Here is a 14,582-nt window from a genome sequence, read left to right on the forward strand (position 1 = left end):
GGTGCGGCGCACGATTGTTATTGCTTCTCCGCATCCCCTTTTCCCGGCTTCGCAAACCACTTCGGGTCATACAGCGCCTGCACGGCTTCGGGCTCGTCGATGTGCTGTTTCAACTGCTCCAGCAGGTTCAGCTTGAGCTGGCGGGCTGCCGCTTTGCGCAGCTTCTTTTCCTGTTTGCTGTCGTCCTGCACGTCGCCTTTGCTGGCGCTCTGGGTTTGGCGGGCGGCTTTGAACTCGGCCAGTAGCGTAGCGGCGCGGTCGGCTAGTTCTTGGCCGAGGGCGGCTTTGTATTTCTGGGTGAGGCTGGCGGTGCGCTCGAGCAGGGTGGGAAGGGTGAGCAACGTGGCCTGGCTGTACTCTTTGCGGCCGCGGGGTAAAAACTCTTCCAGAGCCTTGGCGTCGGGGCTTTTGCGCTTAAAATGGTACTCGGCGTCCACCAGCAACTCGTCTTTGGCAAAGCCTTTGAACGCGGCCAGCAACCGTTCTACCGCATCGGTGCTGCCCTGTCGCTCGCCCACGTTTTCACTCTGGTTGCGCAGGAATGTGGCGTAGGTATCGTAGTGGGGCTGCAGGGCCGCAATTTGGGCGGTGAGGCGGCCGTCCTGGTTTCGGCCCTGCAAGCGGCTGAGGTGGCCCTCCATCAGGTCGCGAAAATCTTCGCGGTTGAGGGTCGTGGAAAGGAACGGGTTCTTGAGAAAGGGTAAAAACATCGGGAAAAAGGAATGGTGGAATCTTGGCAATTTAGCGGCCTTTTGCAACAGGCCAAGGGCATTGGCAACCAAAACGAAAGATGCCGTTCGAAACCTTTCGAACGGCATCTTTCGCCTGTAAACCAGGTTCCAAAGCATTTCGAACGGCATCTTTCGTCCGAAACTCTTCGCCTGGCGGTTTCGAGGAGCGTGTCACAGGCGCAAGATGCTCCCCGACCGGTTTCGAACGGCATCTGTCGCCTGCAACACGCCACCCGACTTGGCCCGGCCGCCCCGCGGGTATCAGCGGGCCGGGTGCAGAGCCGCCTGGGCAGCGCGCTGGGCCTGCATCTGCTCACGGGTCTGCTGCATGATGCGCGGGAAAGCCACGCCCACGATAATCAGCCCGATAAACAAGAGCATCAGAAAGTAGCCGCCCACGCTGGCTACCAAGCCGCGCAGGTAGCGGCCGGCGGGGCTCAGCCCGGTATGCTCGAGAAGTTGGCCATAGGCCCGCGTTTGCAAGGCAAACATTGTCAGCGAAGACGCCCACGTAACCAGCACAATGCCGGCCGAGCCGCTGAACACCCGCATCAGCGGAATGAAGCACATGGTAACGGCCGTGGTGGCGCCTATCACAAACGCATTGATGAGGATGCACTCGGCGTAGTTGAACCCGCCCCGCCGCAGCACGCGCCGCGTGAGGGCCGCCGTGAGGGGCAGCCCCAACACGAAAAACCAGCTCATGTACTTGATGAGGGGGCCGAACATTTCCAGTTGCATGCGCCGGGTGGCCGCCGGCACGCTGGCGTCACTCATATCGAAGGGCACGATGTGCAGCGCCGACATAAGGAAGGTGGAAATACTCACCAGCAGCAGCATAAAGGAGAGCGGCGCAAAGTGCGGGCGGCGCTGTCCGGCCAGGTAGCCGCGCAGCGCGGCACCGGGCCGCAGCAGCATCTCGCGCAGCGTGTAAAGCAGTCCTTTGTCGACGTGCCAGATGCTGTGGGGTATTTCGTGCAGCAGGTGCCGCGTGGTGAAGCGGTGGGTATCGGCGGACTGGCCGCAGCGGGCGCAAAAGTGGTCGTGCAGAGTCGTGCCGCAGTTCAAGCAGGCGTGCGGGGCGGGGTGCACGGCTGGTGGAGCATCGGCCAGGGCGGGGAAAGCAAGTGTTTCCATAGCAAAGGTGTTCGGGGAGTAAGGCAGCGGCAACAGGCGTCAGTGCTTAAAGCTAACCGCGGCTTCCGATACCCAGGTAATGAGCAGGCTGTTGATGATGAGCCCCACAAACGCAATGACGAAGCTGCGCCACAGGGCCCCGCCCAGATGGTAGCCGCCCACGGCCAAGTTGCCGAAAGCCCAGAGCTGAAACAGCGGCATGGTAAACGACTCGGCGTAGTACACGGGCTTGAAGTAGGGCGTGCCCGAGGCCCAGACCAGCAGCGGCACGCACAGCATCTGAATGAAGATGATGGCGCCCATCACCAGGGCATTGGCTACCACGTGCTCGGCGAAGTTGTAGCGCAGGCGGCGCAGCAAAGCCCACGAAAACAGCGCGTAGCCCGGCACCATGGCCACCGTAAACCAGGCAAAATACTTAAACACAAACCGGTTGGCCTCCACCATCTTCGCCCGGTGCGGGTCGGTAGAAGGCGTAAGCTCGTCTACCAGCTGAATGTGCGAGGCCAGTATCAGAAACGAGAGGATGCCCGCCAGCAGCAGCACCAACGCAAAGGGGCGGAAAAAATCGACCCGCTCGCCAGCCAGGTAGCGGCGCACCGTGCGCCCCGGCCGCAGCAGCATTTCCCGGATGGTATAGGGCAGCCCCCGGTCGACGTGCCACACCGAGTGCGGAATGTCGTGCAGCAGGTGGGCGGTGGTAATGCGGTGGGTGTTGGCCGGCTGCCCGCAGTCGGGGCAGAAGCGGCTGCTCAGGGGGTGGCCGCAGTTTAAGCAGGCGTGCGGGGCAGAATGCACTGCCGCGTGGGCAGTAGCCGGCACCGAAATAGGTGAAGAAGCTGGGGCAAGCGTTTCCATGACACAGCCGCGGGCAAACACAGCGCGGTAGCGGAAAGATACACAAACCCCGGGTGCGTTGTATGCCCGCTGAGGCCGGGAAACCCGGCGTGCCTACCGGGTTTTCTCTTTCAGGTACGACTCGAACTGCCCCCGCAGCGCGGTCAGCAGGGTGCTGTACTGCCGCTGGGCTTCCTGCTGGCTTTCGAGCTGGCGCAGGCGCTGGTCGAGTAGCACCAGAAACTCGTCTCGGCTATAGCGCGGAACCTTAGGCGAAGGCATGGAAACGAGGGAAAGAAAGCAATAGCGTGCCCAGGAGTATACCGGGTGTAGCTACAGCCGTGCATAAATACGAAAACGGCACCGAAAATGGCGCAAGCATACTGCCTAGCGGCGGCGCACGGCAGCCACGGTGCTATCGGCCGTGGTGAGGGTAAAGAGCGAGCCGCTGAGGTCGAGCACGCCGGTGGTGCGGCGCCCGCGCACATTCACCACCAAGTTGTAGCGCCCGCCTACCAGGCCCAGCACGGAGGTAGAACTGTTGGCCGGGCCGGTGGTATCGGGTTTGCAGGTGGCGGCGGGCGTGGTGCCGCACACGCGCAGGGTTAGGTCGTTGTTTTTGTGGGTGAGGGTCGTTTGCAGCGCGTAGTTGATGCAGGGATACTTCTCGTTGTCTTCGGTAATCAGGTTCAGCGACTGTACGCCCTGCACGTTGGTGCCGCCGCGCAGGCGCAGAATCACCTTGTAGCCGGCCGGAGCGGGGCCGGTGGCATCGGGGCAGGTTTCAAAATCGTCTTTCTTGCCGGAGCAGCCGGCAAGGGTCAACAACAACGCAGCGGCCAAGACAGAGCGGAGCATAGCACAGGGGGTAAATAGCAAACGGGAAAAGCCCCACAATTTAGGCAATAGCGAATGGAGGCCGGCGAAGGCTGAACCCGCAGGGGTAAAAAGAAGTGCCCCGGCTGCGTGGGCAACCGGGGCACTGGAGGCAGGTTGGCTTGGCGTTTAGAACCGGAACAACGGCCGCGCCGGGTTCCAGATGCCCCACGGAATCATGAGCAGCACCAGCAGCAGGGCAAGGCCGAAGAAAATAGCGGCCTTCTTGTGCTTGAGCACCGGGTCGGCGGCTTTTTTGGAGAGCGAGCGGCCCACCTGCGCGAAGACGACGGCTAGGATCATGGCCATGATGTGCTCCACGCCCCAAAAACGGGTGGTGGGGTCTTTCATGGCGCCGGCCGTTTCCATGGCTTTCAGGCCAAAGGGGCTGAGGCCGAAGTACAGAATGAGGCCCAGCAGCAGCTGCAGGTGCATGGAGCCCACGAAGGAGGCGGCCATGCCGTTGTCGGCGCCGGTGTAGGGCTTGCGGCCCAGCCAGCCCGAAAGGGCGCGGAAGAGGGCAATCAGGCCAAAAAGGAGGACGAGCCAGCGCGTCCAGGAGTGCAGGGCCAGCACGATGGAGTAAGCAGAGGACATAAGCAGCGGGTTGGTGAGGGAGCAAAGGTGGGAACCGCCCGCGAAAAACCTACTCGCGGCGGGCAAAAAGGCGGGCGTCGGGCAGTCAGGTGTCCTCGTCGCCTTCGAGGGAGTAGATTTCCTCGGGCACAAACTGTTCGCCTTCCTGCCGCAGAATGGCGAGGTTGCTGATGCGCAGGCGCAGGTTAAACGTCTGCTCGTTGAGGTACTGCAGCACAGGGCCGAGCAAGTCGGGCGTGGTGTCGTGCAGGGCCAGGGAAATGTGGGGCAGCCACAGGTCGGGCTGGCTGAACCGGTCGGTGCGCAGGCACAGCGGCGCGGTGGCCGCTACCAGGCGCTGGTGCAGGGCATTCAGCTCTACCGAGCGCAGCACCGGAATGTAGATAACCGGGTTCGGCCCCGGAAACAAGCCCAGGCCGGTGGTGTAGGCCGCAAACGGGGGCGTGGAGGCCGCAATATCGGCCAGCACTTCTTTCAGCACCTCGTGCTTGCTCACGCCGGCCAGCAGGTAGGTAATGTGCGGGTCGGGCGTGGCCTGCACGTCGTCGAGCCCGAATTCGTCTTCGAGACTTTGGATGATGCCGTTGATGCGGGCCGCGTTTTGCGGATTCAACAGGGAGGTAATTGCCAGCATAGCGCCCTAAACCGCCGAACCGGCATTGGGGTTGTCGGGGGTCGGGGCTGCTTTGGCCCGCATGGCGGCGTTGAACTGCTCGCTCTGGCCGCGCGGCACGCTCAGGGTTTGCCAGGCCTCGCCGCGCAGGTGCTTGGCCAGCTGCACAATCTGGCCGGTGTGGTAGGCGTAGTGGGCCACCTGCCGCTCCAGGGCATCGAGCACCGAATGCGGCTCCTGCCGGATGGTAACTGTTTGCAGCCACCGCTCGGGGTGCGCGGCCAGCTCGTCGAGCACGGCCCAGAGAATGGGCCAGGCGGCCTGCCACTGCTGCTGCAAGTGCGCCACGGCTTCCACCGAGTCGGGCTCCTCAAATTCCTGGTCGCGGTGGCGGTCGGGCTTCTCGCCGTCGGAAGTCCAGAAATCGGTGAAGCGGGAGCGAAGGTTGCCCACCAGGTGCTGCACAATTACGGCGGCGCTGTTGGCCCCCGGCGCGGGGCAGTGCAGCCATTCTTCGGGGCTGAGCTGCGCCAGGGCCCGCTCGGTGAGGCTGTGGTAGCTGACAAAGCTGCGGCGGATGGTAGCCAACAGGGCAGGGGCTAGCGCATCGGGTTGAGAAACGGACATAGTCGGAGGCAAAGAAAGAGCAGCGGCGGCCAAATGTACCACCCCGCGGGGCATCGGCGGTACCAAGGCGCGGGCAGGCGGACGGTTGGTACCAGTTCAGGCTGGCCTGTTGATGCGCGGCCTGCAAAACTCCGGTAGCCTTTCGGCCGATTGCGTGGTTTTCCCGTTAAGAGCACATCTGTTTTCTGCCGCCGTGCCGCCTCAGCCTACCGCATCGACCCCAGCCGAGCTTCTCGCCCCGCCCCGCCGCCGTCGTTGGCTGTGGTGGGTGGGCGGGGTGCTGCTGGTGCTGGCGGCGCTGGTAGCCGTAGCCCTCTGGCAGCTCGACCCCTGGCTGCGCCGCACGCTGGAAAAGCAGGTGGCCGAAAAGTCGCACGGCCGCTACCAGTTGCACATCGGTAGCCTGCGCACCAACCTGCGCCGGCGCGGCATTACCCTTCGCAATATCCAGCTGCGCCCCGTGGCCGGCCGCGCCGCCGATTCCTTGCCCGCGCCCTGGCTGGTGCTCGACGTAGGCCGCCTGCACGTGGGCGGAATTGGCCTTGGGGCCGTGTTGCGCCACGAAGTAGTGCCCGTCGATTCGCTGGCTATACAGACCGTGCGGGCGCGGGTGCTCAACACGCCCGATGATTTGGACAAAGGCGGGCCGCTGCACCAGCAGCTGCCAAAGCGCTTGGCCGGCATCCGGCTGGCGCACCTGCTGGTCGACGACGTGCGGGTGAGTTCGGGCCCGGCGCGGCACCCCACCACCCAGCTCCGCCAGGGCAAGCTGCGGGCCACCGACATCCTACTCAGCCGCGAAGGTGCCGCCGACGGCCGCCGCATCGGCTACGCCGCCGCCCTGGAAATGCGCGCCGCCGGTTTCGAGGCCTTGGTGCCCGGCCATGCCCTCTCGCTGGGAGCCGGCCGGTTCTCCTCCGCCAACCGCGTGCTGACGCTGGATTCGTTGCGGGTGGCGCCTCGCGCTGAGGGCCGTGTGCTGGGCGCCGCCCAGGTAGCGTTGTGGCTGCCGCAGTTGTCGCTCAACGGCTTGCATACCGAGCTGCTGGGCCGCCGGCAGCTGCGAGCCGATACCCTGCGGTTTGCGCAGCCCAAGCTCACCTTCACCCTGCCCACCAAAGCCCCACCGCCTTTGCACGAGGTGCTGGCGCCGTATCTGCGCCACGTGCAGCTCGGGCACTTGCGCGTGGTTGGTGGCTGGCTGCGGTTGCGGAACCTGGATCTGGCCCCCACGGTACAGGCCATCGACATCGACGGCGACAACGTGCAGGTGGACACGGCCGGCTACCGCGACGCGGCGCGCGTGCTCTACGCCCAAGCCTGGAACGTGCGCACGGGCCCCGCCGAGGCATCGGTGGATGCGCCGTATTACCGCCTGCGCTACCAGAGCCTGCAGCTGGCCAGCAAGCCCGGCTCGGTACGGCTGGCCGACGTGCTGCTGAAGCCCACCATGCCGCTGCACACGTTGGCGCAGCGCAAGGGCCACCAGGTGTCGCACATTACCTTGCGCGTTCCCCAGGTGCAGGCCACGGGTTTCAATTTTGGCGTTCTTACGCGGGGGAAAGGCCTGCGCCTGCAGTCGATTGCCTTCAACAGCCCCCGGTTCGACATTCGCGGCAACGCCAAGTACCGCGTCAACCCGCGTTTGTCGGTCATCACGCCCGAGCAGGTGGGGCAGCTGCCGTTCCGCGTCGACATTCGCCGGTTGCGCGTGACCAACTGCAACATGTACTTCCGCTTCATGGGCAAGCAGGCGACGAGCGTTGGTACGGTTCAGATCAACCGCATGAACGGCACGGCCACCAACCTCAGCAACGACCCGCAGCGCATGACGGCCGCCCACCCGGCCGTGCTGCACGCCACGGGCTACCTGCAAAACCGGTGCTACGTGCAGGCTACCGGCTGGCTGCCGCTGCGGGGCAACGGGCAGCACCGCATTGTGGGCACGTTTGGACCGGCACCGTTCCGCATCCTGAACAGCATCACCGAGCCGACCCGGTTTGTGCGGTTCAAGAGCGGGCAGGTACAGGGCATCCGGTTCGAAGCCGCCTTCGACAAACAAGGCGCCACGGGCACCATGCGGGCGCGCTACTCCGACCTCAAGCTGGAATTTCTGAGCCGCAAAGGAGGCGGGGAAAACCGAAAAACGCTGCTCACGCGGGCCAAAACGTCATTGGTCAACGGCATTGTGATTCGCGACGAAAACCCGCGCAAAGGGGAATTGCAACCCGGCAAAATGGACAGCCGCCGCAATCCGCACTACTCGGTGTTTGCGCTCTGGCAGCAGGGGCTCATCAGCGGCACACTCAACAGCATTGGGCTGCCGGGCAAGATGGCCAAGTCCATCAGCGAGGAGTAAAGGGCCAGCTGGGTAGGGCCCACCGCAGTGGGCGGATGAACTTTCCAGCTTAACTATTCGTAGTTTTAGGAGCAGCTACCGAATCTGAAGCACCCGAGCCGACACTCCTCTGAAGGTTTCCAGGTTTCCTTTCCCTACCTGTTTCGCCAACCTTCTTGCCGCCGCTCGTCATGCTTATTCTCGTTGCCTTCGTGGCACATTGGTACCTGTCGCTCTTCACCCAAACGTTTTTCCAGCACCGCTACGCCGCGCACCGCATGTTTACCATGCACCCGCTGTGGGAGCGGTTTTTCTTTGTCTTCACGTTTCTGATGCAGGGCTCGTCGTTCATGTCGCCGCGGGGCTACGCGCTGCTGCACCGCATGCACCACGCCTACTCCGACACCGAACAGGACCCCCACTCGCCGCACTACACCGCCAACGCCTTCACCATGATGTGGAAAACGCGCAACGTGTACCAGGATGTGTGGCTGGGCCGCAGCAACGTGGCTGCCCGCTTCGAGGGCAACTACCCCGAATGGGTGGCGCTGGAAAACCTGGCCCACCTGTGGTACGTGCGCGTGCTGTGGGGCGCGGTGTACGTGGCCTTTTACGTAGCCTTTGCCACCGAGTGGTGGATGTACCTGCTGCTGCCCATTCACTTCATGATGGGCGCGGTGCACGGCGCCATCGTCAACTGGGGCGGGCACAAATACGGCTACCAGAACTTCGACAACCACGACAAGTCGCGCAACTCCCTGTTCTTCGACTTTCTGACCGGCGGCGAGCTGTTTCAAAACAACCACCACAAGCTTTCCAGCCGCGCCAACTTCGGCGTGAAGTGGTGGGAGTTTGACCCGACGTACCCCGTCATCTGGACGCTTGATAAGCTGCACGTTATTCGGCTGCGTGCGCCCAAACCGACCAATGTGCTGAGGGCCGCTTAGCCGCGCCAGCGGCTGCCGCCAAAATGAAACCACCTGCCAAGGCCGCGCATTGCGTGGCCTTGACTATTTTAGGCCACCAACGCAGCTCAGAAACCCCACCCATGACGCGACGCGCCAAAATTGCACAGCTGGTTGGGTGGCTTGGGACGTTGGCGGCGGTGGTGGCGGCTTGCTGGGTGCCGCGCCCGGCCTGGGCGATGCTGTGGCGGGAACTGAGCACCTCCACCACGTTCTACGAGTTTGTGCTGGTGGGCTTTGTGGCCCAGCTCATCGATGGGCTGCTGGGCATGGGCTACGGCGTGGTCACGGCCATCAGCCTGATGTCGCTGGGGATGAACCCGGCGGCCGTCAGCGCCAGCATTCATACCGCCGAAATGTTTGCCAGCGGCGCCTCGGGCTTTCACCATTACCGGCTTGGCAACGTCAACCGCCGCCTGTTCAAAGCCCTCATCATTCCGGGCGTGCTGGGGGCCGTGGCCGGGGCGTTGGTGCTGGCGCATTTCAGCGGCAACCCGCCCGGCTCGTGGGTGCGGCCGGTGCTGGCGGTGTACCTGCTGCTGTTGGGCTTGCGCATCCTGACCAAGGCGTTTCAGGCGCCCGCCGTGCGCCGCAAAGTGCGCCACGTGGGCTGGCTGGCCGCGGCGGGCGGCTTCCTCGATTCGTTTGGCGGGGGCGGGTGGGGGCCGCTGGTTACCAGCACGCTCATTGCGGGCGGCCGCACACCGCAATACGTCATCGGCACCGTCAGCCTCACCGAGTTCTTCCTCACCTTCGCCAGCGCCCTCACGTTTGCGTCGGTGCTGGGCATCACCCACTGGCCGGTGGTGCTGGGGCTGATTGTAGGCGGCGTGCTGGCGGCGCCTTTGGCCGCCCAGCTGGCCGGCCGCGTGCCGGTGCGCTGGATGTTTGTGGGCGTGGGCGCAATGGTAATTATCTGGAGCCTCTGGCGGCTGCGCTCCGTGTTCTTCTAAGGCGCCGAAAAGCCGCTTAAAACTTCACCCGTTTGATGCTGTACTCGGCCTGCGGCGGGGTTTTGTTGGCTTGCAGCTCGTTCAGGTGCGAGTACAGCACGTAGGTGTCGGCGTTGGAGCGGCGGGCGAGGGTGGTGGGGTACACGGCGGGCGTATCGAAGGTGCCGGTGGTGTTGGCCGTGGCCCAGTTGTCGGCGGTGCCGAGGCGGTAGACTTTGTTCTGGCTGTTGCACACCACCAGCAGCGTTTTTTCGTCCTGCAGCAGCAGGCCATCGGCGCCGCGCAGGGTTTGGCCGGTGGCCACGGCCTTGAAACCGGCGGGGTTGTTCAGCGGCACCTTGTAAATAGCGCCCACGTCAGACTTCGCCACCAGCAGGTAGCCATCGGGGTGAAACACGATGCCGTTGAGACCAAACTGCCCGGCATCGGCCGACAGCAGGCTGTTTTCGAGGAACACGCTGGGCGTGCCCTGCAGATCGGCCTTATAGATGATGGGCGAGAAGCTGTCGGTAACGTACACGTTGCCCCCGTCGTCGATGGTGAGGTCGTTGGCAAAGTGGCCGGCACCCGGGCGCAGGGCGCCGAGGTCGATGGAAGACAGAAGCTGGCCGTTGTCGCGGTTGAGCACCACCAGGCGGGCCAGCTTGCGCAATGTGGCGGCCGAGGTGCGGGCGGGGTTGTAGCCGGGGTCCGACACAGCCACCAGCAGGCGGTTGCGGGCCGCGTCGAGGTGCAGGCCGATGCTGGACACCAGGGCCGGGTCGCTGGAAAAAGCGGTGTAGATGCCGTTGTCGGATACCGTGCCCACGGTGCCGCTGGTTTCGGAGCCGACGAGGTAGCGGAAATGCTGGGCGTCGTACTGCACACCCTCGGGGTACAGGTTGGGCTGCCTGAACCGGACTTCCACGGGCGGCGAGTCGTCGTCTTTTGCACACCCCGGCAGCAGCAGGCCCAAGCCCGTCAGCAGCGCCAGCAACGAAAGTAGAGGGCGCCCGGCTGCCGGAGCAGGGGCGAGAAGCCGGAGTACAGAGCGCATGCTTTCCGATGGTGAAGTTCAGCGGTGTACGTACGCAGCCGGCCGCGCAAAGGATAAGGACCAGCCGCGGTACCCGGCCCGGCTACACCAACTTCAGCGTGCCTCCCACGAAGCTGTTCACGTAGTCGACAATTTCACCCGTCACGCGGTAGAGGTCGGCGGTTTCGGCTGCGGAGCGCCCACCGGATCGGCGGGCCAGCTTCTCGGCGTCGGCTAGGCGGTCGAGGGAATAGCGAAGCGAATCGAAGGCCAGTTGCAGCTGCGCATTGCTCTGGCTGCCGTCCTGGAGCGCGGCCAGCCGCAGCTCCAGCGTGTGCATCACCACTTCGGCCATGCGGCCCAGCAGGGCCTGCTCGGCCACCGAAAACGTGCGTGGCTCCCGGTCGATGACGCAGACGGTGCCGATGCTGTGGCCGTCGGCGGTTTTGAGCGGCACGCCGGCGTAAAACTGCAGGTTTAGGGCTTCGGCTACGTCGGGGTTGGTGAGGGTGCAGGGGCTTTGGGTGAGGTTTTCGAATACCACCGGGGTGCCGTGCAGCACGGCTACCGAACACAGGCTGTCTTCGCGCGGTACCCGGATGGCGCCGGGCAGGCCGAAATTGGCCTTGAACCACACGGTGTCCTGCGTCACCAACGACACCAGGGCAATGGGCATGTCGAAGAGCCGGGCAATGAGCCGGGCCAAGTCGTCGAATAGCTGTTCGGGCGGGGTGTCCGCTATGCGGTAGCGGGCCAGGGCGTGGGTGCGGTCCTTATCATGCGGCGGGATAAGGAGGCGTTTATCAACAGGCATTTGTTCTCGCGGCACGGTTCAGGTTCCAGCCCGCGTACGGCGTTGCGGAAAGGGAGGTTGCATTGCGGGAAAGCAAAGGCCGTATGCCGCTGGTTTCAAAGTGGAAAAAAGGGGCGGGCCGAGCGGGAGCGGGGCGTGCTTGTCGGGACGGGCTGCTATTTTGCCGCGGCGCCGCAGCCGTTTGGTCGGCTGCGCGGTTGAAGACATTTACGCGCACCTGCCCACACGGAAACCACCATGCAAATCGGAATCGACAGTTTTGCCTCGCACCTGCTCACGAACAGCAGCGGCACCACCCTGAGCGGCCAGCAGGCCATGGCCGAGCTGCTCGCGCGCATCGAGCGGGCCGATGAAGTGGGGCTCGACGTGTTTGGCATTGGGGAGCATCACCGGCCGGAATACCTCGACTCGGCCACGGCCGTGATTCTGGCCGCCGCGGCCGCCCGCACCAAGCGCATTCGGCTCACCAGCGCCGTAACGGTGCTGTCGGCCGCCGACCCGGTGCGCGTGTTTCAGGAGTTTGCCACGCTCGATTTGATTTCGCAGGGCCGCGCCGAAATGGTGGTGGGCCGGGGCTCGTCCATCGAAGCCTTCCCGCTGTTTGGCTTCGACCTGGACGACTACGACGCCCTGTTTGCCGAGAAGCTGGAGCTGCTGCTGAAAATCCGCGACGCGGAGCGCGTGACGTGGTCGGGCAAGTTTCGGCCGGCCCTCACGGGGCAGGGCATTTACCCGCGGCCGGTGCAGCAGCCGCTGCCCATTTGGCTGGGGGTGGGCGGCACGCCGCAGTCGTTTGCGCGGGCCGGCATGCTGGGCCTGCCGCTCATGGTGGCCATCATCGGCGGCGACACCCACCGCTTCCGGCCGCTGGTGGATGTGTACCGCGAAGCCGGGCGCCGGGCCGGGCACGCACCCGAGCAGCTGCAAGTAGGACTGCACTCGTTGGGCTACGTGGCCGACACCACCGCGCAAGCCGTTGAGGCCATGTACCCCGGCTACGCCCGCACGTTTTCGGCGCGCAGCAAGGAGCGGGGCGGTCCGCCCGTTACCCGGGCGGCATTCGATGCGCAAACCGGGCCGTTGGGCGCGCTGCTCGTCGGCAGCCCCGAGGACGTGGCCGCCAAGATTCTGCGCCACGCCGAGGCGCTGGGCGGCATCACGCGGGTCACGTTTCAGATGGACGTGGCCACATTGCCGCACACCGAGCTGCTGCGGGCCATTGAGCTGCTGGGCACGCGCGTGGCGCCGCTGCTGCGCTGAAGCGCGGGCGGGCTGTGCCGGGCTTGTAATGGCATGTGCCGAGCTTGTAATGGTCGGTGTCAACCTTGCAATGGCATGTGGCGGGCCTGTAACGGTCAGTGGCGAGCTTGCAATGGGCGGTGACGGGTGCGCAACGCCCTGTGTCAAGCGCGTTATGCCCCGTGTCGGGCGTGATATGAAGCGAGTCGGGGTGGCAATGGCCGCTGACGAGGCGTCAATGACCGGTGCCAAGGTGACAACGGCTGGTGACGGGGTGACAATGGCCGGTGACGAGGCGTCAAAGCCCGGTGGCGGGGTGACATTGCGCTGTGTCAAGGCGTCAATGGCCGGTGTCGAGCTGTCAATGGCATGTGTCAAGGCGTCAATGGCCGGTGTCAGGGCGTCAATGGGCTGTGCCGAGGTGACAACGGCCGGTGACGGGGTGGCATTACCGGCGGGCCGGCGCGCTACGGATGCGGGGTAGCGCGCCTGGCATGGTTGGGCAGGTTGCAGGGCGCGCATCGGGTGCCGGCGGTAGCGGGATGGGCCCTGGGTTACCGCCGCACGTAGGCCCGGTAGTCGAGGCCATCGTAGCGGAAGAACAGGGTGTCGCGGGCGCTGCGGGGCGAGTTGTACTGGTAGAAGTTGTCGAGCAGTAGGGTATCGGAGGCGCTGTCAGAGCCGTAGTAAGGCGCGTGAATCTTGAAGCCGCCGGTTTCCGGGCCGATGCGCAGCTGGTAGTACTCGTAGCCGTATTGGTCGAACCACATGCCCTTGCGGCCGATGCTGGGCACGCCGGGGTCGCGGGGGCCCGGGTAGATATACGGGCGGAAATAGCTTTCGAACTCGTTGTCGGTGCGCTGGCGGCCCAGGTAGCGAATGTCGCGGAGGTTGCGGCGGTACACGTCGGTGAAAAACGTCCGGCTGCTGTCTTCGGCCTGGCCCGGGAAGCGGAAGCGGTGGCCGTAGCGCTGCGGAAAATCGGGCAGCCACTGCACCGCGATGCGCGGGTTGCTCACGCGGCGAAACTCCGAAGGCTCGAGGTAGGGCACTTCCGGCCAGCTCGGGTGCCGGTCGAACCAGGGCAGGCGGTAGCCCAGGGCGAAGCAGAGAGCAAGCCAAAGCGCTAGGGCAACGAGTAGCCGCTGCATCCAGCGGGTGGGGGAGAGGGGCATGCTGGTTTTGCTTACAACAACTGCACTTCTAGCATCCGGTTCTCTGGGTCAATCAGAATCCAATCGTCGGAGTCGGAGGCGGGCACGCAGGGCTCCAAGCTGCGGCCCTGCAGATAGACCTGGTACGCCTGCAGACCGAGCTTCACAACGAGCTGCCAAATCGACTGGGCACCCGAGCCGCCGCCTTGGCTTGGCCCTTGGTCAATCCAGGCCCGCAACACGATGTGACCGGAGGTGCGCACGGATTCAGGCTGGTAATCTTTGGGCCATTCTGGCTCCAGGATTCCGTCGCACCAGTAGCGGCGGAGGCTTTTGTCGCGGGAGTGGCGGAGGGCGGCGGAAATAGCGTGTTCGAGGTGCTCGTAGAAGGCTCGGGTAAGAGACGGGTGCAGTTCAGTCATTGGCAGTGAATGGTAGAAATCTTAAGTACCTCAACAGGACGAAGGTGATATGAATAGGATATGGTGTCTCCAGAAAGTGTAATGGTTCGGTCGCGGCCATTTGTATTTATGTCATCGTCGAAAGTATTCGGAGTGTATTCGTACACTATTCTGGCTGGCGTATACAATTCAGGAGGCCAGCTGTGCTTGCGGATGGCACTTGTGTAATTTCTATTCTTGATTGTATCAAAGTCCATATAGCGTAAGTCATGCTTTATCTTGGGA

At 64.2% G+C, this 14,582-nt stretch carries 16 protein-coding genes; 4 read left to right on the forward strand and 12 right to left on the reverse strand.

What is annotated here, in order from left to right:
* Positions 1–17 precede the first annotated feature (17 nt).
* From F0P96_RS17705 to F0P96_RS17735, 8 genes are all read right to left on the reverse strand, one after another.
* Positions 18–710 (reverse strand): hypothetical protein, encoded by a 693-nt coding sequence (locus tag F0P96_RS17705; protein ID WP_151080257.1) that lies wholly within the window; start codon positions 708–710, stop codon positions 18–20.
* A gap of 282 nt (positions 711–992) precedes the next feature.
* On the reverse strand, positions 993–1,868 hold the full coding sequence (locus F0P96_RS17710) for a DUF3667 domain-containing protein (RefSeq protein ID WP_151080258.1): 876 nt from the start codon (positions 1,866–1,868) through the stop codon (positions 993–995).
* A 39-nt stretch (positions 1,869–1,907) separates the two neighbouring features.
* A complete protein-coding gene (locus F0P96_RS17715; protein WP_151080259.1) occupies positions 1,908–2,726 on the reverse strand; it encodes a DUF3667 domain-containing protein in 819 nt (272 codons plus the stop codon).
* A 93-nt stretch (positions 2,727–2,819) separates the two neighbouring features.
* Entirely contained in the window at positions 2,820–2,987 is a 168-nt protein-coding gene (locus F0P96_RS21075; protein ID WP_160620474.1) for a hypothetical protein, read from the reverse strand.
* A 105-nt stretch (positions 2,988–3,092) separates the two neighbouring features.
* Positions 3,093–3,563, reverse strand: a complete 471-nt coding sequence (locus F0P96_RS17720) for a hypothetical protein (RefSeq protein ID WP_151080260.1) — start codon at positions 3,561–3,563, stop codon at positions 3,093–3,095.
* 147 nt (positions 3,564–3,710) lie between these two features.
* Positions 3,711–4,178 (reverse strand): hypothetical protein, encoded by a 468-nt coding sequence (locus F0P96_RS17725; protein WP_151080261.1) that lies wholly within the window; start codon positions 4,176–4,178, stop codon positions 3,711–3,713.
* 85 nt (positions 4,179–4,263) lie between these two features.
* Positions 4,264–4,812 carry a 2'-5' RNA ligase family protein gene (locus F0P96_RS17730; protein WP_151080262.1) on the reverse strand — a complete coding sequence of 183 codons (549 nt, stop codon included), beginning with the start codon at positions 4,810–4,812 and terminating at the stop codon, positions 4,264–4,266.
* A gap of 6 nt (positions 4,813–4,818) precedes the next feature.
* Positions 4,819–5,418, reverse strand: coding sequence for a DUF1572 family protein (locus F0P96_RS17735; protein WP_151080263.1), 600 nt, complete (start codon positions 5,416–5,418; stop codon positions 4,819–4,821).
* A 193-nt stretch (positions 5,419–5,611) separates the two neighbouring features.
* On the opposite strand from F0P96_RS17735, the gene F0P96_RS17740 reads away from it, so the two are divergent.
* The 3 genes from F0P96_RS17740 to F0P96_RS17750 all read left to right on the forward strand — a co-directional run bounded on the left by F0P96_RS17740 (position 5,612) and on the right by F0P96_RS17750 (position 9,674).
* On the forward strand, positions 5,612–7,777 hold the full coding sequence (locus F0P96_RS17740) for an AsmA family protein (protein ID WP_151080264.1): 2,166 nt from the start codon (positions 5,612–5,614) through the stop codon (positions 7,775–7,777).
* 170 nt (positions 7,778–7,947) lie between these two features.
* Positions 7,948–8,703, forward strand: a complete 756-nt coding sequence (locus F0P96_RS17745) for an acyl-CoA desaturase (protein ID WP_151080265.1) — start codon at positions 7,948–7,950, stop codon at positions 8,701–8,703.
* A 101-nt stretch (positions 8,704–8,804) separates the two neighbouring features.
* Complete coding sequence (locus tag F0P96_RS17750) at positions 8,805–9,674, forward strand: sulfite exporter TauE/SafE family protein (RefSeq protein WP_151080266.1); 870 nt, start codon at positions 8,805–8,807, stop codon at positions 9,672–9,674.
* 16 nt (positions 9,675–9,690) lie between these two features.
* Here the strand turns inward: F0P96_RS17750 and F0P96_RS17755 are convergent, their stop codons facing one another.
* Positions 9,691–10,710: a gluconolaconase gene (locus F0P96_RS17755; RefSeq protein ID WP_151080267.1), complete on the reverse strand. Its 1,020-nt coding sequence runs from the start codon at positions 10,708–10,710 to the stop codon at positions 9,691–9,693.
* A gap of 82 nt (positions 10,711–10,792) precedes the next feature.
* The gene (locus tag F0P96_RS17760; RefSeq protein ID WP_151080268.1) at positions 10,793–11,503 is read right to left on the reverse strand and encodes a GAF domain-containing protein; all 711 of its coding nucleotides are present in this window, start codon (positions 11,501–11,503) and stop codon (positions 10,793–10,795) included.
* A gap of 237 nt (positions 11,504–11,740) precedes the next feature.
* On the opposite strand from F0P96_RS17760, the gene F0P96_RS17765 reads away from it, so the two are divergent.
* A complete protein-coding gene (locus F0P96_RS17765) occupies positions 11,741–12,763 on the forward strand; it encodes an LLM class flavin-dependent oxidoreductase (protein ID WP_151080269.1) in 1,023 nt (340 codons plus the stop codon).
* 533 nt (positions 12,764–13,296) lie between these two features.
* On the opposite strand, the gene F0P96_RS17770 is transcribed toward F0P96_RS17765, so the two are convergent.
* A complete protein-coding gene (locus F0P96_RS17770; RefSeq protein ID WP_151080270.1) occupies positions 13,297–13,917 on the reverse strand; it encodes a hypothetical protein in 621 nt (206 codons plus the stop codon).
* An 11-nt stretch (positions 13,918–13,928) separates the two neighbouring features.
* Positions 13,929–14,318, reverse strand: coding sequence for a hypothetical protein (locus F0P96_RS17775; protein ID WP_151080271.1), 390 nt, complete (start codon positions 14,316–14,318; stop codon positions 13,929–13,931).
* Positions 14,319–14,582 lie beyond the last annotated feature (264 nt).

The organism is Hymenobacter busanensis, assembly GCF_008727865.1.
Taxonomy (GTDB): domain Bacteria; phylum Bacteroidota; class Bacteroidia; order Cytophagales; family Hymenobacteraceae; genus Solirubrum; species Solirubrum busanense.

Excerpts from the sequence above, each read along its gene's own strand:
- F0P96_RS17770 (WP_151080270.1), bottom strand. The coding sequence starts at position 13,917 with ATGCCCCTCTCCCCCACCCGCTGGATGCAGCGGCTACTCGTTGCCCTA.
- F0P96_RS21075 (WP_160620474.1), bottom strand. The coding sequence starts at position 2,987 with ATGCCTTCGCCTAAGGTTCCGCGCTATAGCCGAGACGAGTTTCTGGTG.
- F0P96_RS17725 (WP_151080261.1), bottom strand. The coding sequence starts at position 4,178 with ATGTCCTCTGCTTACTCCATCGTGCTGGCCCTGCACTCCTGGACGCGC.
- F0P96_RS17705 (WP_151080257.1), bottom strand. The coding sequence starts at position 710 with ATGTTTTTACCCTTTCTCAAGAACCCGTTCCTTTCCACGACCCTCAAC.
- F0P96_RS17775 (WP_151080271.1), bottom strand. The coding sequence starts at position 14,318 with ATGACTGAACTGCACCCGTCTCTTACCCGAGCCTTCTACGAGCACCTC.
- F0P96_RS17765 (WP_151080269.1), top strand. The coding sequence starts at position 11,741 with ATGCAAATCGGAATCGACAGTTTTGCCTCGCACCTGCTCACGAACAGC.
- F0P96_RS17720 (WP_151080260.1), bottom strand. The coding sequence starts at position 3,563 with ATGCTCCGCTCTGTCTTGGCCGCTGCGTTGTTGTTGACCCTTGCCGGC.
- F0P96_RS17760 (WP_151080268.1), bottom strand. The coding sequence starts at position 11,503 with ATGCCTGTTGATAAACGCCTCCTTATCCCGCCGCATGATAAGGACCGC.
- F0P96_RS17715 (WP_151080259.1), bottom strand. The coding sequence starts at position 2,726 with ATGGAAACGCTTGCCCCAGCTTCTTCACCTATTTCGGTGCCGGCTACT.
- F0P96_RS17735 (WP_151080263.1), bottom strand. The coding sequence starts at position 5,418 with ATGTCCGTTTCTCAACCCGATGCGCTAGCCCCTGCCCTGTTGGCTACC.
- F0P96_RS17710 (WP_151080258.1), bottom strand. The coding sequence starts at position 1,868 with ATGGAAACACTTGCTTTCCCCGCCCTGGCCGATGCTCCACCAGCCGTG.
- F0P96_RS17745 (WP_151080265.1), top strand. The coding sequence starts at position 7,948 with ATGCTTATTCTCGTTGCCTTCGTGGCACATTGGTACCTGTCGCTCTTC.
- F0P96_RS17755 (WP_151080267.1), bottom strand. The coding sequence starts at position 10,710 with ATGCGCTCTGTACTCCGGCTTCTCGCCCCTGCTCCGGCAGCCGGGCGC.
- F0P96_RS17730 (WP_151080262.1), bottom strand. The coding sequence starts at position 4,812 with ATGCTGGCAATTACCTCCCTGTTGAATCCGCAAAACGCGGCCCGCATC.
- F0P96_RS17750 (WP_151080266.1), top strand. The coding sequence starts at position 8,805 with ATGACGCGACGCGCCAAAATTGCACAGCTGGTTGGGTGGCTTGGGACG.